The 18,996-nt window shown below is 65.8% G+C and carries 34 protein-coding genes and 1 tRNA gene; 8 read left to right on the top strand and 27 right to left on the bottom strand.

From position 1 onward, the window contains the following. Positions 1 to 95 precede the first annotated feature (95 nt). Positions 96 to 326, top strand: coding sequence for a hypothetical protein (locus tag ASG79_RS00510; RefSeq protein WP_056387591.1), 231 nt, complete (start codon positions 96 to 98; stop codon positions 324 to 326). Between the two features lie 104 nt (positions 327 to 430). On the opposite strand, the gene ASG79_RS00515 is transcribed toward ASG79_RS00510, so the two are convergent. The 5 genes from ASG79_RS00515 to ASG79_RS00535 form a co-directional block, all read right to left on the bottom strand. Next, the gene (locus tag ASG79_RS00515) at positions 431 to 1,147 is read right to left on the bottom strand and encodes an HD domain-containing protein (RefSeq protein ID WP_056387593.1); all 717 of its coding nucleotides are present in this window, start codon (positions 1,145 to 1,147) and stop codon (positions 431 to 433) included. Between the two features lie 155 nt (positions 1,148 to 1,302). After that, complete coding sequence (locus tag ASG79_RS00520; protein WP_056387596.1) at positions 1,303 to 1,566, bottom strand: hypothetical protein; 264 nt, start codon at positions 1,564 to 1,566, stop codon at positions 1,303 to 1,305. 36 nt (positions 1,567 to 1,602) lie between these two features. Continuing rightward, complete coding sequence (locus ASG79_RS00525) at positions 1,603 to 1,983, bottom strand: hypothetical protein (protein ID WP_021473549.1); 381 nt, start codon at positions 1,981 to 1,983, stop codon at positions 1,603 to 1,605. 5 nt (positions 1,984 to 1,988) lie between these two features. Then, the gene (locus ASG79_RS00530; RefSeq protein ID WP_056387598.1) at positions 1,989 to 2,318 is read right to left on the bottom strand and encodes a hypothetical protein; all 330 of its coding nucleotides are present in this window, start codon (positions 2,316 to 2,318) and stop codon (positions 1,989 to 1,991) included. A 67-nt stretch (positions 2,319 to 2,385) separates the two neighbouring features. Next, positions 2,386 to 2,625, bottom strand: coding sequence for a hypothetical protein (locus ASG79_RS00535; RefSeq protein ID WP_056387601.1), 240 nt, complete (start codon positions 2,623 to 2,625; stop codon positions 2,386 to 2,388). A 251-nt stretch (positions 2,626 to 2,876) separates the two neighbouring features. Here ASG79_RS00535 and ASG79_RS00540 point away from each other — a divergent pair, with 251 nt between their 5' ends. Next, positions 2,877 to 3,098 (top strand): hypothetical protein, encoded by a 222-nt coding sequence (locus tag ASG79_RS00540; RefSeq protein WP_056387604.1) that lies wholly within the window; start codon positions 2,877 to 2,879, stop codon positions 3,096 to 3,098. 61 nt (positions 3,099 to 3,159) lie between these two features. Here the strand turns inward: ASG79_RS00540 and ASG79_RS00545 are convergent, their stop codons facing one another. From ASG79_RS00545 to ASG79_RS00615, 17 genes are all read right to left on the bottom strand, one after another. Continuing rightward, entirely contained in the window at positions 3,160 to 3,753 is a 594-nt protein-coding gene (locus ASG79_RS00545; RefSeq protein ID WP_056387607.1) for a hypothetical protein, read from the bottom strand. Between the two features lie 141 nt (positions 3,754 to 3,894). Then, a complete protein-coding gene (locus ASG79_RS00550) occupies positions 3,895 to 4,233 on the bottom strand; it encodes a hypothetical protein (protein ID WP_056387609.1) in 339 nt (112 codons plus the stop codon). A gap of 37 nt (positions 4,234 to 4,270) precedes the next feature. Beyond that, entirely contained in the window at positions 4,271 to 4,918 is a 648-nt protein-coding gene (locus ASG79_RS00555; RefSeq protein ID WP_056387612.1) for a thermonuclease family protein, read from the bottom strand. 166 nt (positions 4,919 to 5,084) lie between these two features. Further along, on the bottom strand, positions 5,085 to 5,387 hold the full coding sequence (locus tag ASG79_RS00560) for a hypothetical protein (protein WP_056387614.1): 303 nt from the start codon (positions 5,385 to 5,387) through the stop codon (positions 5,085 to 5,087). A gap of 17 nt (positions 5,388 to 5,404) precedes the next feature. Beyond that, positions 5,405 to 5,713 (bottom strand): hypothetical protein, encoded by a 309-nt coding sequence (locus ASG79_RS00565; RefSeq protein WP_056387617.1) that lies wholly within the window; start codon positions 5,711 to 5,713, stop codon positions 5,405 to 5,407. Between the two features lie 62 nt (positions 5,714 to 5,775). Next, a tRNA-OTHER gene (locus tag ASG79_RS23365) sits at positions 5,776 to 5,921 on the bottom strand. Positions 5,922 to 5,987: 66 nt separating this feature from the next. Continuing rightward, positions 5,988 to 6,401 carry a hypothetical protein gene (locus ASG79_RS00570; RefSeq protein WP_056387620.1) on the bottom strand — a complete coding sequence of 138 codons (414 nt, stop codon included), beginning with the start codon at positions 6,399 to 6,401 and terminating at the stop codon, positions 5,988 to 5,990. 27 nt (positions 6,402 to 6,428) lie between these two features. Then, positions 6,429 to 6,566: a hypothetical protein gene (locus ASG79_RS23370; RefSeq protein ID WP_156400144.1), complete on the bottom strand. Its 138-nt coding sequence runs from the start codon at positions 6,564 to 6,566 to the stop codon at positions 6,429 to 6,431. Between the two features lie 218 nt (positions 6,567 to 6,784). Continuing rightward, positions 6,785 to 7,015 carry a hypothetical protein gene (locus tag ASG79_RS00575; RefSeq protein WP_056387625.1) on the bottom strand — a complete coding sequence of 77 codons (231 nt, stop codon included), beginning with the start codon at positions 7,013 to 7,015 and terminating at the stop codon, positions 6,785 to 6,787. Then, entirely contained in the window at positions 7,012 to 7,272 is a 261-nt protein-coding gene (locus ASG79_RS00580) for a hypothetical protein (RefSeq protein ID WP_056387628.1), read from the bottom strand. Before ASG79_RS00580 ends, ASG79_RS00575 begins: the two co-directional genes overlap by 4 nt. 175 nt (positions 7,273 to 7,447) lie before the next feature. After that, on the bottom strand, positions 7,448 to 7,939 hold the full coding sequence (locus tag ASG79_RS00585) for a single-stranded DNA-binding protein (protein ID WP_056387630.1): 492 nt from the start codon (positions 7,937 to 7,939) through the stop codon (positions 7,448 to 7,450). Positions 7,940 to 8,171: 232 nt separating this feature from the next. Further along, positions 8,172 to 8,435, bottom strand: a complete 264-nt coding sequence (locus tag ASG79_RS00590; RefSeq protein ID WP_056387633.1) for a hypothetical protein — start codon at positions 8,433 to 8,435, stop codon at positions 8,172 to 8,174. Positions 8,436 to 8,454: 19 nt separating this feature from the next. After that, positions 8,455 to 8,694, bottom strand: coding sequence for a hypothetical protein (locus tag ASG79_RS00595; RefSeq protein WP_056387635.1), 240 nt, complete (start codon positions 8,692 to 8,694; stop codon positions 8,455 to 8,457). After that, the gene (locus ASG79_RS00600) at positions 8,694 to 9,041 is read right to left on the bottom strand and encodes a hypothetical protein (RefSeq protein WP_142133551.1); all 348 of its coding nucleotides are present in this window, start codon (positions 9,039 to 9,041) and stop codon (positions 8,694 to 8,696) included. Before ASG79_RS00600 ends, ASG79_RS00595 begins: the two co-directional genes overlap by 1 nt. 175 nt (positions 9,042 to 9,216) lie before the next feature. Then, positions 9,217 to 9,507: a hypothetical protein gene (locus tag ASG79_RS00605; RefSeq protein ID WP_056387639.1), complete on the bottom strand. Its 291-nt coding sequence runs from the start codon at positions 9,505 to 9,507 to the stop codon at positions 9,217 to 9,219. A gap of 86 nt (positions 9,508 to 9,593) precedes the next feature. Further along, positions 9,594 to 9,905, bottom strand: a complete 312-nt coding sequence (locus ASG79_RS00610; protein WP_056387641.1) for a hypothetical protein — start codon at positions 9,903 to 9,905, stop codon at positions 9,594 to 9,596. Positions 9,906 to 9,978: 73 nt separating this feature from the next. Then, positions 9,979 to 10,629, bottom strand: a complete 651-nt coding sequence (locus ASG79_RS00615) for a homing endonuclease associated repeat-containing protein (RefSeq protein ID WP_142133550.1) — start codon at positions 10,627 to 10,629, stop codon at positions 9,979 to 9,981. A 324-nt stretch (positions 10,630 to 10,953) separates the two neighbouring features. On the opposite strand from ASG79_RS00615, the gene ASG79_RS00620 reads away from it, so the two are divergent. Next, positions 10,954 to 11,805: a hypothetical protein gene (locus ASG79_RS00620; protein WP_056387647.1), complete on the top strand. Its 852-nt coding sequence runs from the start codon at positions 10,954 to 10,956 to the stop codon at positions 11,803 to 11,805. Between the two features lie 186 nt (positions 11,806 to 11,991). On the opposite strand, the gene ASG79_RS00625 is transcribed toward ASG79_RS00620, so the two are convergent. The 3 genes from ASG79_RS00625 to ASG79_RS23375 form a co-directional block, all read right to left on the bottom strand. Beyond that, the gene (locus ASG79_RS00625; RefSeq protein WP_056388145.1) at positions 11,992 to 12,429 is read right to left on the bottom strand and encodes a hypothetical protein; all 438 of its coding nucleotides are present in this window, start codon (positions 12,427 to 12,429) and stop codon (positions 11,992 to 11,994) included. Between the two features lie 106 nt (positions 12,430 to 12,535). Then, positions 12,536 to 12,727: a hypothetical protein gene (locus tag ASG79_RS23705; RefSeq protein ID WP_162256812.1), complete on the bottom strand. Its 192-nt coding sequence runs from the start codon at positions 12,725 to 12,727 to the stop codon at positions 12,536 to 12,538. Between the two features lie 727 nt (positions 12,728 to 13,454). Beyond that, on the bottom strand, positions 13,455 to 13,598 hold the full coding sequence (locus tag ASG79_RS23375; RefSeq protein ID WP_156400145.1) for a hypothetical protein: 144 nt from the start codon (positions 13,596 to 13,598) through the stop codon (positions 13,455 to 13,457). Between the two features lie 151 nt (positions 13,599 to 13,749). On the opposite strand from ASG79_RS23375, the gene ASG79_RS00635 reads away from it, so the two are divergent. Continuing rightward, positions 13,750 to 14,223 (top strand): hypothetical protein, encoded by a 474-nt coding sequence (locus ASG79_RS00635; protein ID WP_142133549.1) that lies wholly within the window; start codon positions 13,750 to 13,752, stop codon positions 14,221 to 14,223. A 109-nt stretch (positions 14,224 to 14,332) separates the two neighbouring features. After that, positions 14,333 to 14,623 (top strand): hypothetical protein, encoded by a 291-nt coding sequence (locus ASG79_RS00640; RefSeq protein WP_056387658.1) that lies wholly within the window; start codon positions 14,333 to 14,335, stop codon positions 14,621 to 14,623. A gap of 70 nt (positions 14,624 to 14,693) precedes the next feature. On the opposite strand, the gene ASG79_RS00645 is transcribed toward ASG79_RS00640, so the two are convergent. Both ASG79_RS00645 and ASG79_RS00650 read right to left on the bottom strand, forming a co-directional pair. Then, the gene (locus ASG79_RS00645; protein WP_082581623.1) at positions 14,694 to 15,998 is read right to left on the bottom strand and encodes a Y-family DNA polymerase; all 1,305 of its coding nucleotides are present in this window, start codon (positions 15,996 to 15,998) and stop codon (positions 14,694 to 14,696) included. 15 nt (positions 15,999 to 16,013) lie between these two features. After that, a complete protein-coding gene (locus ASG79_RS00650) occupies positions 16,014 to 16,490 on the bottom strand; it encodes a LexA family protein (RefSeq protein ID WP_235009458.1) in 477 nt (158 codons plus the stop codon). 381 nt (positions 16,491 to 16,871) lie between these two features. On the opposite strand from ASG79_RS00650, the gene ASG79_RS00655 reads away from it, so the two are divergent. From ASG79_RS00655 to ASG79_RS00665, 3 genes are read left to right on the top strand one after another with little or no spacing between them, the layout of a single operon-like run. Next, entirely contained in the window at positions 16,872 to 17,282 is a 411-nt protein-coding gene (locus ASG79_RS00655) for a hypothetical protein (RefSeq protein ID WP_056387660.1), read from the top strand. After that, positions 17,279 to 18,316, top strand: a complete 1,038-nt coding sequence (locus ASG79_RS00660) for a hypothetical protein (protein WP_056387663.1) — start codon at positions 17,279 to 17,281, stop codon at positions 18,314 to 18,316. Before ASG79_RS00655 ends, ASG79_RS00660 begins: the two co-directional genes overlap by 4 nt. Then, positions 18,313 to 18,960, top strand: coding sequence for a hypothetical protein (locus ASG79_RS00665; protein WP_056387666.1), 648 nt, complete (start codon positions 18,313 to 18,315; stop codon positions 18,958 to 18,960). Before ASG79_RS00660 ends, ASG79_RS00665 begins: the two co-directional genes overlap by 4 nt. Positions 18,961 to 18,996: the final 36 nt, after the last annotated feature.

An 18,996-nucleotide genomic window follows, 5' to 3' on the forward strand; every position in this document is an offset into this window, starting at 1 on the left:
CGCTCACAGTGCTGAGCGGTACCACAGGAAGCCCCGAAAGAGACCACTGATCGACCAACAACAGACCACAGCCCACCCCAGGAGGGATCAATACCATGACCGACCACGACGAGACCCACGACGGACCCAAGAAGGACCAGCGTCAGACCTATGAGAAGCCCTCGGGCATCGTCGCACGGCTCCAGCAGCTGCACGAGGACCGACCTGTAGTCTTCGCCGTGCTCGTGATGGTGGTCTCCGGGCTGGTGTTCCTGCTCGGCGGAGTCCTCACCGGAGCTGTGGACCTCATCGGCATCTCTTTGCTGCCGATGGACAACATGCCGTAGCGCCCGGCAGGCACAGCGCGGGCGAAAAAGAGACCTCCCCGGCGGCAGCTGATGCTGCGCCAGGGAGGTCTTTGCGGTGCTGGTGATCCAGGTCAACAGGATGGTCAATCGATGCCATGCTCGGCCGACAGGGCTGCGAGATCGTGGCTGAGATCTTCCATCGCGGCGATGGCGGCCATGGTGCACTGCTGGGTCGCAGGGCAGCAGAGCGAACGGCGCAGACCTGCTCCGACGATCTCGACGGCCGGCATGTACTTGAAGAGCATGCGGTACATGCGCGAATCCTGGCCGTGGCCGAGCTGGTGCCGGATCGAACCGGCGTTGTCCTTCAGGTCGCTGGCCTTGATGAGCAGCGCCCGGGAACCGGAGTTGGCAAGCCGCGTGAGGTGCTCCTCATAGGAGGTGCTCCCGCCAGGAGTGGTCACCGCCCCAACGAGCACCGAGACGCGCCGGCCGTACAGCCGCGCCAGACAGCCCAGGGGATCCTCACCCGGCTGGCCGAAAGCAGCAAGCAGCTCTTTGCTGCAGTCCTCGACGACATCATGCAGCAGTGCTGCGGCAATCAGTTCAGCGTCGGTGACGCCCCAGCGCAGGAGGCGCAACGCCAGGCGCAGCGGATGCTCGATGTACGGCACGCGAGGCATGTCTCCCCTGATGAAGCGGGTCTGCTTCCGGTGCAGGAACGAGGCCGTCGCAGCTGCGCGGGTCACGAGCTCCGTGTTCGTGGGCATGAGGTGTTGGATCTCCCGCTCGAGTTCGAACACGAGCATCGCAGGGTCCATTTGCTTGAGCGGGACACGCGTCGTGGTCAGGGTGGTCATGGCTCTTCCTTTGTTCGGGATGGTTCTCTTGCTGTTGCAAAACACCAGGCGCTGCCCCGCAGCGCGTGGACCCGCCTCAGAGACAGAGCGAGAGCCCCGGCCCCGCGCCGGAGCGCAGGAGCCGGGGCTCTGGTGGGATCAGGCAGGGCGACTGGTCATTGGTGCTGGCTGGGCTGGGTGTCGTTGTGACGGCGTAGCCGGGCAGCCCAGGTCTTCAGGCCCGGAAGTCCAGCAGCCCAGACAGCACCGGACAGGACCACGAGCACCACGCTCGCCGTCCAGTGGCCGGTCCAGGCGCTGGCTGCGATCGCGGGCAGCAGGGCGAGGACGTTCAGCACGATCCCCGTGACGAGGAGCGCCCTGCCGACACTCCGGAGGATCCGCTCGCGGCGGCCGGTGGTCTGCATCGTGTCAGGCATGGTGGTTCACGCTCCTTCGTCGTGGGATGTGTTCTCTCAGAGCTCGATCCGCTTGCCGCGGGCGAGCTCGGCAGCGGGGATGCTCAGCCGGTAACCGCCGACCGGGTAGCTGGGGTGGTCGCTGGCGACGACCGCGCAGTTCCACCAACCAGCGTGGCGCTTGCGAGGACGGGGTTCTTCCTCGCCCTCGGTGCGGGCCTCGCCGCGGTATTCGATGGGCACCACGACGACGCGGTGGCCTGAGCCCCGCTCGGTGGCGTGCCAGGGCAGCTCGATGAGCAGGTCCTGGGGCCACTGCTCGATGGTGACCGGCAGCTTGGACAGTTCGTGGTTGGCCGAGCCCTCGGGCGACTGCGCGAGGCGCTGGGCCTCCTGCTCGGCGGTCTCGACGAATCCGATCTTCTCGAGGAAGGACATGGTGATCAGTGCTCCTGGTTCATGGGTTGGGAAGTCGACGGGTCAGCCTCAACGCTGGACTCGCCGCGGACGAGATCAGCCAGCGCCTGGGCGTAGGCGTCTTTGGCCCGTTCGATTGCAGCCTGCTCGTAGAGTGAGTGGATCTTCTCGCCGGCGGCGATGCGGTCCTCGACCTCGTCCATTGCTATGACGGCGGCGGCGAGCTGGACCCGGGCCTGAGCCTCGGCACGCCGCAGCTCCGGGTAGAAGGCCTTGCTCGTGGCGAGCCGGTGGACGGCGGTAACGCGTTGGGCTTCAGCGTCGAGGTCGGGCTCGGAAGTGGTGGCAATGGACACGGTGATCCCCTCCTGTTTGATGAAGTCGTTTGTTCGATGCCGGACCTGGATCAGCTGCGCTGGTTCCTCAGCCCTCTGCCAGACGGCGGGCGGCCGCCTGGAAATCCGCGAAGGTGGTCTCGGCGCGTTCTGCCCGTGTGCCGTCCGCCGTGAACGCCGTGCCGCACCATCCCGTGACGTAGCGCTGGCACAGCTCGCGGTCGGCCTGGCGGGCCTGCTCGTCGTAGACGGGCGCGCTGACGACCAGCACATCAGAGCCGAAGTCGAATGGCAGCGCGTCCTGCATGGGTGCGGCGATGGTGCTCATGGCGGTTCTCCTCGGAATCCTGTGGGGCACGGCGCTGCACTGCAGGCCGTCCTTCGTCGATGACTCCTCCGTGACAGCTCCGCTGTCACCACCACTGGCTGCACCTGAGAATCGAAGATGAAGAAGAACAACAAGAAGGTTCCAACCCCGCGCCGGCAAAACGCGGATGATCCGCAGCATCGGCACAACCCCTCCACGCACCCTGGGATAGGCTTTCGGCGGAGTTCAAAATTCAACAAAGGGAGAGATTCGTGGCGGGAAGCGCGGTCTATGGCAAGGGCTACCACGCAGGCAAGCAGGATGCCCGTACAGAGGACCTGATCGCCGCGGGGGTCTTGGCGGCTGCAGGTCTGGTCATTGCAGGTGGCGTCAAGGTTTACCGGAAAGTCAAAGAGGCCCACGCAACCCGGCTGGAACAGCGGCTGAAGGACATCGACGACGGAGGTAACTCCGAAGATTCCGGCCAGCAGTAAACCACGGACACAAAAAAGAGACCCCACCGCCGGAGCACGCGCTCTGACGGTGGGGTCTTCTTCAGGCGAACGTCCTGTCCGCAGCGAAGTGCTCGTGCACGGCCTCGCGGGCGGCGGGGTATTCGTCGTAGGGATCCGGGTAAGCAGCATCGAACCGGGCAGCGGTGGTGATGCCCTGGAATCGGAGCAATTCCAGGAGATCCGGCAGGTCCTGTGCACGGCCGGAGAACTCCGCGGTGTCCGCGGCGATGATCTTGGCGCGGGTCAGCGTGGGGACACTGGCCAGCTGAAGCCTGATGCACTCGTACGCTGTGTCGTCGTCGATCCAGCGCGCCTGGTATATCGAGGCCACGAGCTCAGCGTCGTCACCGTCCATCACGTTGTCGTTGTTGATCCAGTCGCGCTCCAGGTTCATTTCGTCGGCCACCTCATGGATTGCCGCCATGACCTCTGGCGCGAAATCGCCGGTGACGCTGTCGATGTCGACGGTGAATGCCCGGTCCGCAGCACGGATGCCGTACTTCATGAGCGCGAAGCCGCCGATCGCACGGATCTGCACCGGGGCGTTCAGCCCCAGGCGCTTCAGCTTTCCGTTGAGCACCTCGAGCGCCCGCTCCAGCTGGGCCAGGCTGCACTTGTGGTCGTCGTGGCTCATCGTGCTGCTCCTTCTGGTCAGGAAGGAGCGGGTGTCTCCTTCGAGTCCAGATCCGGATCGGCTGTGCCGATCTGACGAGCCGCCAGGAAAGAGACGAGCCCGGCACCAGGGGCTCTCCCCCGTGCCGGGCTCTGTTCAGGCTCAGTGCATGCGTTCGATGCGCGTGGATCCGGACCCGTCCTGCAGGCCGGTGGCGCAGTCGTACCAGAAGCCGTTGGGCAGGCGGACCAGCGTGTGCGCCTCACGTCCTGGCCAGTTGCCGGCAGCTGCGATCGCGGGTACCGCCCGGCGGTCCATCACGCAGCTCACCCCCAGCTCCTCCACGACCTGCGGGTCGCGGACGTACTTCGCGGTGGAGCCATTGCGGGGATCGCACGGGACCTGCTTCATCCAGGCGGGGTGGTCGAGGACCCTCTTGACGAGGACCTTGTCGCCGACCTGGAGTTCGTCCAGCTCAGAGGGTGCTGTAGGGATGGGCATGTGGTTCTCCTGGTTCGTAGTCTGTAAGTGCAGCAGCTCAGCCGCGGCCGATGGAGGAGCACTGTGAGTGCGCACCGGCACGCAGTGCCACGGCGTTGTCAGCCGCCGTGCGGTACTCGGGGATCCGCTGGGGCTCCGGCTCGCCCTTGGGGAACCAGGGCATGGCGTAGCCGTCGGTGACCTGCTGTCGCGCGGCATCGTTGTGGGCCGGTGTGATGACGTAGGCGAGAGAACGGCCATAACGGTCAGTTCTGTCTGCCCCGGGGTCGTACTCGATGGTCACTGGCATGCCCTGCGGCAGGATGCCGCCAAGATGATCAGTGGCGGCCCTAGCGCCGCACTCGGGCTCGGCATCCTTGTGATAGTTCATTTCGGGCGCGTCGATGCCCAGGAGCCTGACTGTGTGCTCGGGGATCCCGATATGCTTGTCGGTCGCCTCGAGCAGGCCGGCCACCGGCAGCACGGCGACGGTGTCGCCGTCGATGACACGGATGACTTTGGTCTCCACGCTCGCCGGTTTGCCAGAGGACACCTGTCCCGGGTCCTGGGCTGCCGCAGTGCTGGTGGACGGCGTACCCGGGACGCCGGGGGCCTTCGGCAGGTCCTCGCAGCCGGTCAGCGTGACGATACAGAGCACGGCGGCGATGAGGCCGCCGAAGACAGATCCGGAGGGGGTGCGCTTCATGGTGGGGTTTCCTTGCTGGAGTGGTCGTCGGGCGCTCTGGCCGGGGTGGCAGGCGTGCTTCTCCACGGGCACGCCCGAGCCAGCTGTGCTGGCTGTTCCGGAAAGAGAAAGACAGGACCCCCGGCCCTGAGCGATGCGCTCGGTGCCAGGGGTCCAGTGAGAGAGATCAGTTGCCTGCCGCGACGGATCCGGAGTCGATGGGTTCGACGATGAAGACGCCGTCGGGCTCGCCCGTGAGCTCAGCAGCGAGCCGGCTCAGTGACTGGGCGTGGTCGAGCCTGTTACCGGCCCAGACACGCCGGCCAGCGTCGAAGTGCTCTGCGGCTTTCCTGGTCTCCTGTTCGGCACCGAGCGAGGCGATGTGTGCGAGCTTGCGGCGCACGTCCGGGCTGAGCTCGCGGATCAATGCGCTGCGTCCCTTGTGCGTCATGCCGAGCAGCATGCCGTTGCTGATGGGTCCGGTGTACATGGCGGTTTCCTTGCTGGTCAGGGTTGTTCCGGTCCGCGGGCGACGAGCACGAGGCGCGAGCCGCGGACGAGGTGGGCCTCACCGCCGACGGTGAGGATGTGGACAGTGCTGCCCACCGAGGGCCGCACCTGCTGGACGACGGCTGTGCCGCCATCCAGATCAGGGTTCAGGTCGCGCAGCGCGACCCGGTCGCCCCGGCGCAGCATCCGGGCGCTCTTGCCGCCGAGGATGCGGTGGCGCTCGGTCGAGCGCAACAGAGCCTCCTGGACCGCAGGACCGCCGTCTTTGACGATGTCGAGGAAGGCGGGGGTGATGGTGTCGGTCATGGCATTGCCCTCCTGGCTGGTGCAGCTGATGGATCGCGCGGGCCTGTACGACCCTGGGTCTGTGGCGCTCACGGGGATCGAACCCGTGACCTCTCGTGCGTCGCCCTGCAACGGGCCTGTAGCCTGGGTCTGCCTGACCAGGGATTGATGCGGAATCGAACCGCGGGCAGTCAGAACGCCGAGTGCTCTGCCGCTGAGCTAGAGCGCCGTGGGCCGGTTCCGGGAAGGAGCCGGCGAGGGGTTGTGAGGAAAGGGACGAGGAGCCGTTCGCCACTCACTTCCAGGTCGGTGCCCGCAGGGAGTCCGGAGCCGTGCAGCCGTCGCACGGCCTGGCCGCTGGCGCGAGGTGGTGCTCGACGAGATGGGACAGGAACCGGACTCCGACCTCGACGTCCGTCGTGAACGACTCGTCATCGGCCGTGCCGACGATCTGCGCGGAGGCGACCGTCGAGTCGATGTCCAGGTCGATGACCAGCTGCAGGGCGAGGCCCGGCGCGGGGCCGATCAGCTCGACGAGCACCTGGTAGTCCGGCTCGCACGAGTGCGAGACCCAGCCGACGTGGCGCTCGAGCTCGTCGGCGTCGTCGGCGGCGTTCAGCTCCTGGAAGACCGCTGCGACGGCGGACAGGAAGCCGGTGAGGGTGTGGTCGTGGTTGCGGTGATGACGGTGCTGCACGGAGGTCGACATGGCCCCTCCTCGGTCGATGGGTGGTGATCAGCGGATCTCGGAGTAGCCGCACTCCGGGCAGGTGTGGGTGCAGGCGCAACCGCGCCGGCCGGCCCGTTCGCGGGCCGTGGCGGGGGCGTCGGACTCCATCGGCACGCCATCGTTGGGGCAGCTGAGACCAGACATGGCGGACCTCCAGTGAAGTGTGGCAGGACGGGGACGTTGTCCTTCGTCGTCAGATCCGGATCGGCTGTGCCGATCCCCTCCACACAGGCCACGAACGAAACCTGAACGAAAAGACAGCGCCCCGCCACGCCGCTGCTGCCGGGAGGGCAGGGCAGGGCGCGCGGGGCGCTGGTGGGGCCGGAGCCACGGAGGGATCGAACCGCTCTGCACGGAAGCTCTCAGCGCCGGATCCCGACGGCGGCCTTGCACCGCTTGGTGAGGACCAGGAACTGGAAGAAGGCGACGGCAGCCGACTCACCGAGGAAGTAGTGCACTTCTTCGATCGTCATCCCACTGGGGTCGAAGTCGACGATCCGGGGATACGTCTCGGCGAGGATCCGCGCCGCCGCGGGAAGCCCGGCAGCCGGCTGGACCTCGGCGGCGGGCTCGAGCTGCTGGACCAGGCTCATTCGTCCTCCAGGTCCATCCGCCCGGTGACGGTGCGGAAGCGCTCCACGGGGCGGGTGCCGCCGTGATCGGCGACGAAGACCTGGCTGGCGTGAAGGCGCAGCTTCTGGATGACGGCGGTGACGACGTCGTCGACCATGGCCTCGACATCCGGTCCGGGGTGGTCGGTGATCACCGAGCCGACGACGGCGGTGAGCCCTGCGTGCAGGGCCTGGTCGTGATCGGTGGCCTCGACGGTCGCGTCGGCGACGATCTGCATGGCGGAACTCCTTCTCTTGGCTGATGACGTTGGGGGCAGGGCAGGACGGCGGCCAGCGAAAGCAGATCCCCGTCCGAGCAGCGCGAGGCTCCTCGGACGGGGACTGTCGGCGTGCGTGAGCCGCCTATTCGGTTGTTATTCAGTTGTGGGTTGTGCTGGGTGCGGGGCGCGCTTCTCAGGAGAAGGGCAGCTCCTCGCTGTGGACGGCGCTGGCGACGGCCGGCTGCGGTGCGGCAGCGGCTGCGACGGGAGCCGGAGCCGGCTGGGTCTGCAGGGCCTGGTTCTGCGCCTCGGCGGCAGCGACGCGCTCGTTCACGCGGGCCTGGGTCACCGAGCGGGGCTCGAGGAACGTGATGTCCTCGACGACTGCCTTGAGCTCGAAGACCTCGACACCGTTCTTGGTGTAGCGGTCCTGGCGCAGCTTGAGGTTCACGGCCACGAGGTCACCCTTGTGGATGCTCGCGAACGGGCCGATGCCGTTGGTGGTCGCGCGCACGAAGGCCTCGACCGGCACAGCGTCAGCGCCGCGGTTGCCATGGCTGTCGGTGTAGTTGTGGTCGGCCATCAGGGTGAACGCGACCTTCTTGGAGCCGTCCTGGTTGTTGAAGACGACCGGGTCCTTGGTCAGGCGGCCTATGACGGTGGCGGAGTTGCGGGGGTTCGACATGAGTATTTCTCCTCGTTGTGCACGAAACGCGCGGGCAGTGTCCCTGCTCCGCGCGCGATGGTGAGTTGAAGTGTTCGGTTGTCTCTCAGACCCCCATCCGGATCAGCTGTGCTGATCAGACGATGATCTTTCGAATGAAGACTCGGATCAGCTGTGCTGATCGAGCGCTCCTCAGTGCTCCTTCCGGATCAACTGCGTTGATCCCAGATGCCCTTGCATCACGGGTCCCGCATCAGCTGCGCTGATCGAACCCGGTACGCCCGGCCCAAGGCCAGCCCGGTGCTGCCCCCAGATCCCAGAGTTCAGCCTCGATCTGATCGGCCGCGGCCACGTCTCCGCTCTCGCAGGCCCGCCGGTAGTCCTCCTCCAGGTACGCGATCTGCCCGTCCCGGTTCGGGAACCGTCTCCGGAACAGCAACCAGCCCAGCCACGCGAGGCAGATCATGAAGGCAAGAGTGGCGATGAGGACTCCGGTGCTCTCGATGATGTTGTCCATGGCGTTTCTCCTGTCTGCTTCAGATCCGCAGCCGCCGGCGGACCAGGTCCACGAGCGTCGGGTCGGGTGCATGCCCCTGGGCCTGCTGCAGCTGCAGCCAGGCGAGGACGTTCTGCGTGTCCTGGGCCTCGAGCTGGCGGCGCTCGACCTCCAGCTGTTCCTCGCCGAGGGCGAGCATCCGTCCCTGGAGCTGCTCGATCTTCTCGAGGTGGCCGGTGCTCAGCTTCAGGACGCTCAGCGCATGGGTGTCCGCGGCCATCAGAGCGTGACCTCGACCTCGTGGGCGGTGGAGGCGAACGGACCGACGGTCACGGAGCGCATGATGCGCACGAGCCCCGCCTCCTGCAGGCGCTCGGCCAGGCCAGCGTGTTCCGACCAGTCCTTGATGAACACTCGCCCCGGGCCGGCTACGAGGCCATATGCCTCGAGGTTCACCGAGATGCGCTCGGGGGCCTCGTCGGTCAGGAGTACGAGGCTGCGCTGGGCGTCGGCGTGCTGCAGGGTGCCCGTGAGCTCGATGACGCCGAAGTCGACGGCGACGCTGTGCTTGATGACGGGCGGTGCGATGGTCTGGTCCATGGTTCTTCTCGCTTTCGATGCCTGCACAGGCAGGTGAATGGTTGTTGACCCCGGGCCGCCGTGGCTTCGTTGCCGGGCTGCGGCAGGAACGGTGTGTCCGGCGCTTCTCGCGACGGCCCGGGGCTGTTCGTGGTGCGGCAGTGGGCCGCATGAAGTCTTGACCCAGCCCCGCAGGAGGCCAGGGGGGCCGGAAGGGGTCTCTTTAGATTCCCCGGCGGGCCCAGTCGTAGACCTCGGCGGGACCGCGACGGGACCTCGCGGAGCCCTGGTGGCCCTGCCCCTGGATGAGACGAAGGGTCGGGCGGGCGGTGGGTACAGGAATGGGAACGAGCGAGCTGTCTGCCTCCTCGGCCTGCGGCTGCTGTGCTGCCGCCTTGTCTGTATGTCTGCGCCGGAGCGCAGCCTCGGCCTCGGCGTAGAGCCAGATGAGCCCGAGCACAAAGACGGCGAGCAGCACGATGAGGGCCCAGCTCTGTAGTGGTGTCATGGGCATGAGCGGGACGCTCCTTCGCTGGTCGGTGGTTCAGTCGATGAGTCCCCCGACGCAGCTGCGCTGCGTCGCTGCATCCCTGCCCCGGGTCAGGAGGCCCGGCGGGCAACGGTGTGCCCACAGGCGAGGTACGCGATGTCGTAGAGCGGGGCCGGGCCCCAGGCGGCCTTCCAGGCCGCGGGCAGCGGCAGCGGCTCCGTCGTACGCAGGACGACGTCCTGCGGCATGCCAGGGATGCCGCCCTCGACATCGGGCACCGGATCGTCCCCGGGGGTGCAGCCGCCGCACCACTCCTGTTCGGGCAGGAGCGCAGCGGCGGCCTGCAGTTGGATCTGCTGTGCGATGGCGTCCGACGGCCGTGCGTCGTCGATGACGTCATGGAGGGGGCGGGCGATCGTCATGATGGAGTCCTTCGGTCTGTGTGCGGTCAGTGGGATGAGCGGGATGGCAGCCACCCGCGTCAGGGCCGCCGGCTCATCCCACGGCGAGCTGCGTGGCCCGCGACCAGCTGCCCATCCGGAACCGGATGGTGGCCGCCGGCGGGACATGGGTCCGGCAAATGCCGTCGGTGCCGCCGGTGCGCCAGGCCTCGTAGGCGAGCACGGCGATGGAGCCGGTCTTGATCCAGCACTCGCGCAGGGCGTCGAGGATCATCTCCTCGGTCCACTTCGTGGTCGCGCCCTGGAAGTGCAGCGGCTGCTCGGTGGTGTTCAGGCCCGCTCTCTCCAGGGCTGCATTCCAGGAGCCGAACCGGCGCTCCAGCAGCGGCGCGGATGGTTCGTCGTCGTGTCTGCGGCGGATGTAGTCGTTGCGCGGGAGGCTGTCCTGATCCGCGGCGCAGCGCAGGAGCGCGTCGACCATCTGCTGTTCGGTGTAGGTCTGGACAGGCCCTTGGAAGGCTCGGGCCGGCTCTGCGGGGTCGAACGCCGTGCAGGCGTAGCCGTTTCCGGCCAGCGCGTGGGAAATTGTGTGCTCCGAGATCCAGTGATCGTCCGTGTGTGGATCGGGGTTCTCGCACTGCACGCCGCCGCTCTCGTGGTGCTGGCACGGCAGGTGCTCCTGCACCTGCGGGTCTGCGATCTGGCAGCGCGGCATCAGGTCCGTCGGCACAGTCGTCCGGGTCATTGGCAGTCCCTCTCTCGCTCGGCGTCGTCCGGGCGCAGCAAGCCGTCCCGACCCGGCCCACCCAGGGACCGGGTGACGCGCTCGGGACGCGTCGAGCACCCGTCCGGATCAACTCCGTTGATCCCTCCCAGCCCAGCTGCCCCCTGGCGATACCAGGCATCGCCAGGGCCTGGCGCAGACCTTCTGTCAGCCGTCTTTTGTGTCGCTCTTCGCGCATCAACCGATAGACCATTCGATTGACCTATCGGATAAGATGTACTGGAAGACCAGTCGGATGCGGGCTCTGTGCCATCCGGCGCAGACATCGACCCGACAGGAGAGGCCATGGCGATGAAGACCCCGATGACGAGGAAGGCGGCATTGTCCGCCGCCGCACTGGCGGTGCTGGGCAGCCTGCTCGCCGGATGCTCCGCCGGTTCAGAGACGGCGCAGCCATCGCCGAGCCCGAGCACCAGCGCGGCGAAGGTGACCAGCGAGAACCTCGGCAAGGCGCTGGACCGGCTCGTGTTCCAGGGCACCGGGGCCAAGAGCGCCGACGGCGGCGCGTGCCTGGTCCGCGCCGTAGAGGACAAGAAGCTCTCGGACGCCGCGCAGGCTTACATCGTGGGCAAGGGCAGCGACGACATCGCCGCGGTGGCAAATGGCCTGCGCGAGGTCAGCGCGATGGACGCCGCGATCATGCTCTCCCCCGAGCTGCGCGACAAGTTCGACGCTTGCGTCGACGCGGTGATCCCGCCGACCCCGGCCCCGTTTGCCACGACCAGCAAGGACGGCAAGGACGGCAAGGACGGCAAGGATCAGGTCTACGTGCCGCCGAAGCAGGGACAGGAGCTCCCCCAGGCCCGGCAGCCGGATCTTACGCCGAAGTTCCCGGTGCCGCAGGGCGCGAGCATCAACTCCTCCTCACAGCTGACCGCGGGGCTCGTTTCGACGTTCTCCTCCTATGCGCTGAACGAGGATCAGAAGAAGACCTACGCAGCCTCGGGCGCTTGCCTGGCGGGCGTCGTCTTCCAGGCAGGGTTCTCGCAGGAGACGCTGCGCTTCCTCGCCGGCGGCGCACCAATAGGGACCGGATCGATCTCGGACTTCCTGCCGAAGGACGAGGACAAGAAGATCTGGAAGTCGAAGGACTTCACCTCGGCACTCGTGGACTGCACGGCCAGCGCAAAGGTCTGAGGCTCATCCATCGCGGGTTTTCGTCCTGCCGTTGATTGGCTTCTACCGATCAAAAAGAAGAACCGGTGCATACTCGCACCGGTTCTTCTTTTCCTGTTCACAAGGCTGCCGAAGTCATAGCAAGCCCCAGATGGCAGCATTCCAGAGCGGAGTCCGCGTCACAGCACTTCGATGGCGACGTCGGCACTAGAGCCGTTTTGGCTGCGCATTGCCGAGGTGCGCGCGCACCACGGCAATGTCCCTCGTCGGGTCGCGCCGGATCCGCTTCGACTTGACGATGAACGCGGACTTCTCGATCACAACGAGCTTCAATCCATGTTCGGGGATAAGAAGGCGCTTGCGTTCGTCGTAGAGGCGACGTTGCTCGCCGCGACCGACACCAGAGACGGTCTGCCGCCGATCGAAGAACGGCGACGGCTTCGAATGCTGCTCCTCCTGGAACTCGACGACGAGCTTGAGATCGGACCAAAAGCCGTCCACGGGTAGCTTGGTGCCGAGGGGTCGCAAAGGGGACGGGTCGCCGCGGAGCCAATCGAACGTCGCTTGGCGACAGCTGCTCATGCCGAGGACGCCATCGCACAGGTCAAGCACGTAGTGCTCATCGGACGCAGTGCGGTCGACCATGCCGTGATTCTTGCAGAGTTCAGCCGAGAGGCCCATGCTTCATAGGTTCAAGAACGACGTTTGGTCCGCTCTGAGAGCTTAGGATCTCGGAACCAGGCTGATTCGGTCAGTGCCGGCGGCGGCCTGATACGGCCCGGTGCCAGTAAGCCGCTTCTGCACTTGTCAGAATCTCGTAGATCTCCTCGACCACGAACTTGCCCAAATAAGGGCGTTCCTCGGCGCTCAAAGTTCCCAGAGACACCAGTGCAGCCGCCAACAGCACATCGTCTTCAATCGAAGGCTCAACCCATTCCCGCACACCATCGTCGGTAAGGTCCTCCCAGACATATGGCGAGGTTGCTATGGCCTCCCTAACCGCGGCGAGTCGCACCCTTACGTCTCCGCTGCGGGACCGCGCGTAGAGACGGATCTGATATTCATCCGAGGCCGGGGGCACAAGGGGTGCCCCGCCGGCTAACGGATGATGAGCAGCAATGACCTGGTAGCGGGCCCGGGCAGGGTGTCGGTCATGGAGGTTCTGGCGTATTTCCCTGATGCGGTGCCCGGGGCGCAATGTTGCAATTCCAGGGATGCGGTTGTCCCGCCTATTCGCGTTGTGTGGTGCCATGACCTGTCCCGACAAGCGGCCAATAGGTGTCCCCCTCCCTCATGATAGGCCCGGTTCGGACGGAGGTTGAAGGGCACCGGATCGAGGCGGCTGGGCATACCGGAACGAGCTTGATCGTCCCTGCGGTTTTCCACATACGCCAGGACTCCCCTACCGGCAGTCGGCAACCGATGCTGCACTGGAGGCATGCTCAGCTACGAAGACATCATTCTGCTCGGCGAGGAACGGGTCTTGGTCATCCAGGAACACAAAGAGGGCCGTTGCTGGTGTGGCCAGACCTGGCAATGACCAACCTTGACGGGCGCTGTCTTGGTTGTATGGCTGGTGCTTCCTGATGCCGGACTGCTTGCTTCAGGCCGGACCAGGACCTTGCTGGGAATTCAGCAGGGTATCCGGGCGGAGGAGCATACTGAAACGGTTACACCTCACGGTCCGGAACGCGAATGATGATCATCCGGGATCCTTCCGGGATTTTGGCCTTCGCAGCAGCCAGGGTGGTGCCATAGTCGGGGCCCGTCGCGCTGACGCGCATCATTTCGCCCTGGGCATCTTCAATGGTCAATTCAACCTCCATAGCTCTGAGCATAGAGCCCTGCCCGGCCGTCCTCTGTCCGTTGGAGAAGAGAAAGTTGTCAAGTAACAGCATGCGCAGTGAGTAGCCTGCCTAAGACCGGAGCGAGACTGGGATTGCCGGTAAAGGATAGACTGCCTGAGTGCCCGGTCATGATCAAGAAGGCCCGTTCGATCGGGCGCAGCCGCTCAATCCATCACGTCTTCAGCAGCCCAAGGACAAGTCAGTCCAGTCTGAGCCCATTGAAGTGCCCAACCCTGAGGCCGCCGGAGCCTGCGAGCAGGATATGAGCCAGGGCCCGACCCGCTGGCAGCGGATCAAGGAGCATCCGGCTTTCAAGACAGGTCTCGCCGTTGGCGCTCTTGCGGCTGCTGGCGCGGTCACGTTGTTGACACTGAAGTCGCCCGAAGTATTCAAGCAGGTCAGCGCGGCGGTCTGGGAGAAAATCCCTGAGTTCACGGAGGCGGCTTTCGAGGGCATCGGCGAGGAGGCCAGCAGAAAGTCTCCGACCGAGCATAATGTCAGCGGGCACCAGCGCGTGCAGCACTACGGTCCCGGCGGCACCGAAACAAAGTTCGTCCAGGTATCGCCTTACTCGCGTGGAGGTAGTACCTAACAGGCGCATGCGATACTGACCGTGTCGAAAATTGCGGTTGTGCTTGTCGTCAGCGGTTTATGTCATATCAGAAACGGCTTCGGCGGGACGTATTGGGACGGTAGGGCCTTTGGGTATCTTTGATTTCCTTGCGAAGAAGGAAAAAAGCTGGGACGAGATCGATGTCTACGAGGGTGAAACGCCCCCGTGCCCCAACTGTGGGACGCCCCTGGTGAAAAAGTTTGTTTACTCCGAGATGTACTGCCTTGAGTGTCGCTACGGTCTAGATGACGATGACGATGACGATGACGACAGCGAGGCGCTGAGTGTTTACGATGCAGCTCAGATCTGGGCCTCACACGGTAAGGATGAGGATTACATGTTCGGGTATTCCTCGGAGGAACTCGAAGCCGCGCTTTAATGTGGCAGGTCGCTGCTCGAGTTTGCTGCCGGCGCGGGTGCTGTTGAGGTCCTGCGCTTCCCTTACCCCGCTATGCCACAGCGACCGGCAGCTCGTCCCAGTGGGTCGTGCAGCGCTTCGAGAGCATGGCGCGCTTCATCTCCCACGCCGGCGGGGTCTTCATGCCACCCAGGCCCACACCCACTGCCTGCGCGCCGAGCTTTCTCGTGATTTCGTCAAGTACCTTCCCTACTCCCCGATCTTCGAATTCGGATTGGAACACAGGTAGGAACTGAACGCCGTCACCCGCGCGCAGTCCCGTGAGTACAACTCCTGCACGGGCGTAGCGGATACCGGCGGTCGGAAACAGATCAGGCAGGATCACACTGGCAGCTTTCGTAAGCGCGATCGGGTCATCGGTCGGCATGGCCAGCGGAACAGCCCGGTGGGCTGAATGCGGGACGGTTCCTTCGTCGGCCCAGCCGGTCGAAGCCCACACCGAGAGCACGCCGGCGACGGACCCCTGGGCCCGAAGACGTGCTGAGACCCGCTGGGCGTAGATCGACAGAACCTGATGCATCTCGTCAGGGTCCGTAAGCTTGCGCGAGAAGCTCCTGGAATAGATCAGCTGGTCCTTGGCAGCCGGCGGCTGGGTCTCCAGCTCGATGCATTTTTGCCCGCGCAGCTCCAGGATGGTTCTTTCCATGACGACGGAGAACCGTTTGCGGAGCCATTTGGCATCAGCGTCGCGCAGTTCTCTGGCCGTGTGGATGCCGAGCGCAGCCAGGCGCTTGCCGTTACGCCCGGCGACGCCCCAGAGGTCAGTCACATGGAGGGAGTCAAGGATCCGGTCAAGCTGCTCCTCCGAAAACCGCCGGAGATCGAGAACACCATTGAACGCGGGGTTTTTCTTGATGCCGAGAGCCGCTACCTTGGCGAGGGTCTTCGTGGGACCGATCGCGACGCGGACAGGAATTCCGGTCAGCTGGAGGACAGTCCGTCGGATCTCCTGTCCCCGTGATTCGAGTTCTTCAGGAGCCCCCCGCAGCTTCAGCCAGCTTTCGTCGATCGAATACACTTCCTGCCACGCACTGAAGCGGCCCAGAATGGTGGCAACCCGTGCACTCAGCGAGCCATAGAGCTCATAGTTCGATGACCTGGCTTCGACGCCCTTGGCCTGGCACCAGCCGCGGATCTTGAACCACGGCTTGCCCATGATGTCAGGATCGAGCTCCTTCACCAGCGGGCACGCGGCAACCACACAGCCGTCATTGTTCGAGAGGACAAGGGTCGGCCGGTCATGCAGCGTGGGGTCGAAGACACGCTCCGCGTTGGCGTAAAAGGAGACGCAGTCTACGAGAGCGATTTGATCGGGTGCTGGGGTCAGAGTCGTCATTGCCACGGCTGGAGACTATAGGCGGGGTCTGACACCACGTTTGATTTTCGCAGGAGACAGAATCCATGTGACCACGCCCCAGACTGACATCTCCGTGTGTTCGTGGAGAACGATGTCCGCATAGTCGAGGTTCTCTGCCACGAGAACGGTACGTCCTTGGATGACGTCCAGCCGCTTGACGGTGTATTCGCCGTCAACGACGGCGATCACAATCTTGCCCGGAACGGGATCGATCCCCCGGTCCACGAGCAGCAGGTCGCCGTCATTGATTCCGGCTCCGGTCATGGAATGGCCGGCTGCACGCCAGACGAATGTGCAGGTTGGGTCCCGGACCAGGTGCTGGACAAGATCGAGGTCCCCCGACCAATATCCCTCTGCAGGGCTGGGGAAGCCGCAGGCGACGGCTTCCGGCGCAAACGGGAGTATCAGCGGCTCGTCGAGCGCCAACGGTTCTGGCTGCGAGGCCTGCATGTCCACTTCCTTTTCGAACATATGTTCGATGGAATCGTACGCCCGGGCGGGAACGGCGCGCAACGTGGAGCAAAATGCCGGGCGGACTGGACAGGCCTGGGCTCTGGGACGGCAGCCAGGAATAAAGGCCCCGGTGCGCTTCATGCGCGTCGGGGCCTTCTCTTTTTCCCACGAACGGGAGGTGCGAACCAACGTCCAGCGGCCCCGGCCTTGGGGTCGAGGAACCGAGGCCGCCTGGGACACGCGATCAGGCGCTGACCGGGTGACGCAGATGACCCTACCTCTCTGCCCGACCTCTCCCAAAGGTCTGTCACAAGTCATTGCCCAATCATTCGTGACAGGCATTCGAATGACGTTAGAATGGACTCGTACATCAGTCGAATATGACAGGAGAGGCCAGACATGACCGTCGTCGACGAGCCGAAGGCTGCGCCTCCCGCTGCGCGGGCTGCGACCAGGTCCGGTGGACCGAGCACCGACCAGAACGGCAGCGACCGCAGGGAGCGGGTCTTTACCCGCCTGTCCTCGGACGAGAAGCAGCGGGCGGAGTACTGGGCGCAGCGGCGCGGCTACCCCTCCGCCAACGAGTACTACGCCGAGGCGATCGCCGAGAAGATCCGGCGCGAGAATCTCGACTTCGACATCCCTGATCTGCTCACCGCGCGCATCAACCAGGTCGTCGACGAGCTCAAGGCGCTTTCGACGAACAACGCCAACCTCGAGCGGGTCGTGACCATGGGCTTCGATTCCCTGCTCGGGCTGACCAGGGGCGACAACTATCTGCTGGACGAGGAGAACGGGGAGCTGACGTGAGCCAGGGGCTGAACGAGATCATGCCGTCCACCGACGAGCTGATGGACGTCGACACGTCCTTCCTCGATGCGTACCGGACCGGCGGGAGCGAGGGCCTGAAGCGGGCCCAGGAACGGGCACAGCCGGCGGAGCCGGAGCAGGACACGCCGGAGAAGGATGAGGCCCCGCAGCAGAGCGCCGAGAACCTTGACCGGGAAACCGGTGCCGGCCAGCGGGGAGGCTCGGGAGCAGGCAGCGCCACTCCCCCGGCCCAGAGCGACGCCGTCGTCGTGGACACAGCAGCGATGCCGCAGGTGCACGACGACGCAGACGCCGAAGCACACCCCGCGGCCCTCCCGGTGTCGCCGCCGGAAGATGCCAACCTCCTCCCGCCCGTCCCGCTCCAGCACACCGACCATCAGGAGGCCGTGCAGTCTGCGGCGGCCAGGGGCGGCTCCGGCGGAGGGGACGAGGGCAGCGAGTCGTTGCCACAGAGCGGCTTCCGGCTCGACGGCGTGAAGAGCCAGCCTGCCGTCCGGGCCCTGCCCGAGGCCATCGTCGGCGCGCTGCGGGAGCAGCTGCGCTCAGCGGCCGTCCGTGAGCTCGGCGTCGGCGACACGGCGGCCCGCGAGTTCACCGAGCGGTTGAGCCAGGCAAGCCTGGTCACGGCCTTTCTGCTGGCCCAGCTCGACCTTGGACTGGCGACCGATGCTGCCACCCGGCGCGCGGCGCAGCTGTTCCGCTCCCGTGATCCGCTGCTGGGCAGCATCGCGGCGCGCATGGAAGCCCTGGAGCAGATGGGCCGTGAGCAGACCCAAGGCCTGGCCGCGCTGCACGGGCAGCTGGGTGAGGTAAAGGAGACCAGCGCGGCGATCGAGCAGGCACTCGCGTACTCGATCGCGGACCGCACGAGCAACTTCCTGCGCGGCTCGCACAATGTCCACGAGGCTCCGATCACGCACAAGGACGCGGTCTTCGTCCGGGACCGGGTGCGGGAGGCGACGAAGAAGCAGGCGAAGCTCGAGCGCGAGCGGGAAGGGCGGCCGATCCGGTGAGCACCGCCACGCACAGGAGTACAGCGACCGACGCCGAGCGGTTCTGGGAGAAGGTCGATAAGGAGGCGGGCAGGCTCGACGGCACAGGCTGCTGGGTCTGGACCGCCTCGGGCCGCTTCGGCCTGTCGAACGGCCGATCCTCGGCCACGCCGCGCCGATACGCCTGGGAGGCCCTGCAGCAGGAGCTCGGGCTCGGGTCCCTGACGCAGGACGAGATCCTGCGGATGGCCTGTGGTCGCAGTGCCTGCGTCAACCCCGGGCACATGCAGAAGGGGGCCAAGCCGCTGCGCCGGCCGGGCAGCCGTACCTGTGCCCGCGGGCACACGATGGACGCCGACAACGGCTACTGGGCCAAGGACGGCACCTGGGTGTGCCGTCCCTGCAAGCGCGACCACTCCCGCCGGTACCGCCAGGACCCGCAGTTCCGGGCCGACCAGGCTGCTGCCAGCGCCAGGTACATCGCCGCGGACCCGCAGCGGGCCGAGCGCAAGAAGCAGCGGCAGCGGCAGCGGTACCGCGATGACCCCGATTACCGCGCCCGGATCCGGGCGGCGGCGCGCGAGAGGCGCGCCAGGAAGAAGGCTGAGGAGGGCCGCGACGACCGGTCCGGCAACGCAGAAATGAAGGAGGCCGGGCGTGGCTGAGGTGCTGTTCCCGAAGAGACAGCGGTGCAAGGGGTG

This window comes from Arthrobacter sp. Soil761 (assembly GCF_001428325.1).
In the GTDB taxonomy this organism is placed as follows: domain Bacteria; phylum Actinomycetota; class Actinomycetes; order Actinomycetales; family Micrococcaceae; genus Arthrobacter.

Coding starts and splice junctions, on each gene's coding strand:
- ASG79_RS00510 (WP_056387591.1), top strand. CDS start 96: ATGACCGACCACGACGAGACCCACGACGGACCCAAGAAGGACCAGCGT.
- ASG79_RS00515 (WP_056387593.1), bottom strand. CDS start 1,147: ATGACCACCCTGACCACGACGCGTGTCCCGCTCAAGCAAATGGACCCT.
- ASG79_RS00520 (WP_056387596.1), bottom strand. CDS start 1,566: ATGCCTGACACGATGCAGACCACCGGCCGCCGCGAGCGGATCCTCCGG.
- ASG79_RS00525 (WP_021473549.1), bottom strand. CDS start 1,983: ATGTCCTTCCTCGAGAAGATCGGATTCGTCGAGACCGCCGAGCAGGAG.
- ASG79_RS00535 (WP_056387601.1), bottom strand. CDS start 2,625: ATGAGCACCATCGCCGCACCCATGCAGGACGCGCTGCCATTCGACTTC.
- ASG79_RS00545 (WP_056387607.1), bottom strand. CDS start 3,753: ATGAGCCACGACGACCACAAGTGCAGCCTGGCCCAGCTGGAGCGGGCG.
- ASG79_RS00550 (WP_056387609.1), bottom strand. CDS start 4,233: ATGCCCATCCCTACAGCACCCTCTGAGCTGGACGAACTCCAGGTCGGC.
- ASG79_RS00555 (WP_056387612.1), bottom strand. CDS start 4,918: ATGAAGCGCACCCCCTCCGGATCTGTCTTCGGCGGCCTCATCGCCGCC.
- ASG79_RS00560 (WP_056387614.1), bottom strand. CDS start 5,387: ATGTACACCGGACCCATCAGCAACGGCATGCTGCTCGGCATGACGCAC.
- ASG79_RS00565 (WP_056387617.1), bottom strand. CDS start 5,713: ATGACCGACACCATCACCCCCGCCTTCCTCGACATCGTCAAAGACGGC.
- ASG79_RS00570 (WP_056387620.1), bottom strand. CDS start 6,401: ATGTCGACCTCCGTGCAGCACCGTCATCACCGCAACCACGACCACACC.
- ASG79_RS23370 (WP_156400144.1), bottom strand. CDS start 6,566: ATGTCTGGTCTCAGCTGCCCCAACGATGGCGTGCCGATGGAGTCCGAC.
- ASG79_RS00575 (WP_056387625.1), bottom strand. CDS start 7,015: ATGAGCCTGGTCCAGCAGCTCGAGCCCGCCGCCGAGGTCCAGCCGGCT.
- ASG79_RS00580 (WP_056387628.1), bottom strand. CDS start 7,272: ATGCAGATCGTCGCCGACGCGACCGTCGAGGCCACCGATCACGACCAG.
- ASG79_RS00585 (WP_056387630.1), bottom strand. CDS start 7,939: ATGTCGAACCCCCGCAACTCCGCCACCGTCATAGGCCGCCTGACCAAG.
- ASG79_RS00590 (WP_056387633.1), bottom strand. CDS start 8,435: ATGGACAACATCATCGAGAGCACCGGAGTCCTCATCGCCACTCTTGCC.
- ASG79_RS00595 (WP_056387635.1), bottom strand. CDS start 8,694: ATGGCCGCGGACACCCATGCGCTGAGCGTCCTGAAGCTGAGCACCGGC.
- ASG79_RS00605 (WP_056387639.1), bottom strand. CDS start 9,507: ATGCCCATGACACCACTACAGAGCTGGGCCCTCATCGTGCTGCTCGCC.
- ASG79_RS00610 (WP_056387641.1), bottom strand. CDS start 9,905: ATGACGATCGCCCGCCCCCTCCATGACGTCATCGACGACGCACGGCCG.
- ASG79_RS00615 (WP_142133550.1), bottom strand. CDS start 10,629: ATGACCCGGACGACTGTGCCGACGGACCTGATGCCGCGCTGCCAGATC.
- ASG79_RS00620 (WP_056387647.1), top strand. CDS start 10,954: ATGGCGATGAAGACCCCGATGACGAGGAAGGCGGCATTGTCCGCCGCC.
- ASG79_RS00625 (WP_056388145.1), bottom strand. CDS start 12,429: ATGGTCGACCGCACTGCGTCCGATGAGCACTACGTGCTTGACCTGTGC.
- ASG79_RS00645 (WP_082581623.1), bottom strand. CDS start 15,998: ATGACGACTCTGACCCCAGCACCCGATCAAATCGCTCTCGTAGACTGC.
- ASG79_RS00650 (WP_235009458.1), bottom strand. CDS start 16,490: ATGTTCGAAAAGGAAGTGGACATGCAGGCCTCGCAGCCAGAACCGTTG.
- ASG79_RS00655 (WP_056387660.1), top strand. CDS start 16,872: ATGACCGTCGTCGACGAGCCGAAGGCTGCGCCTCCCGCTGCGCGGGCT.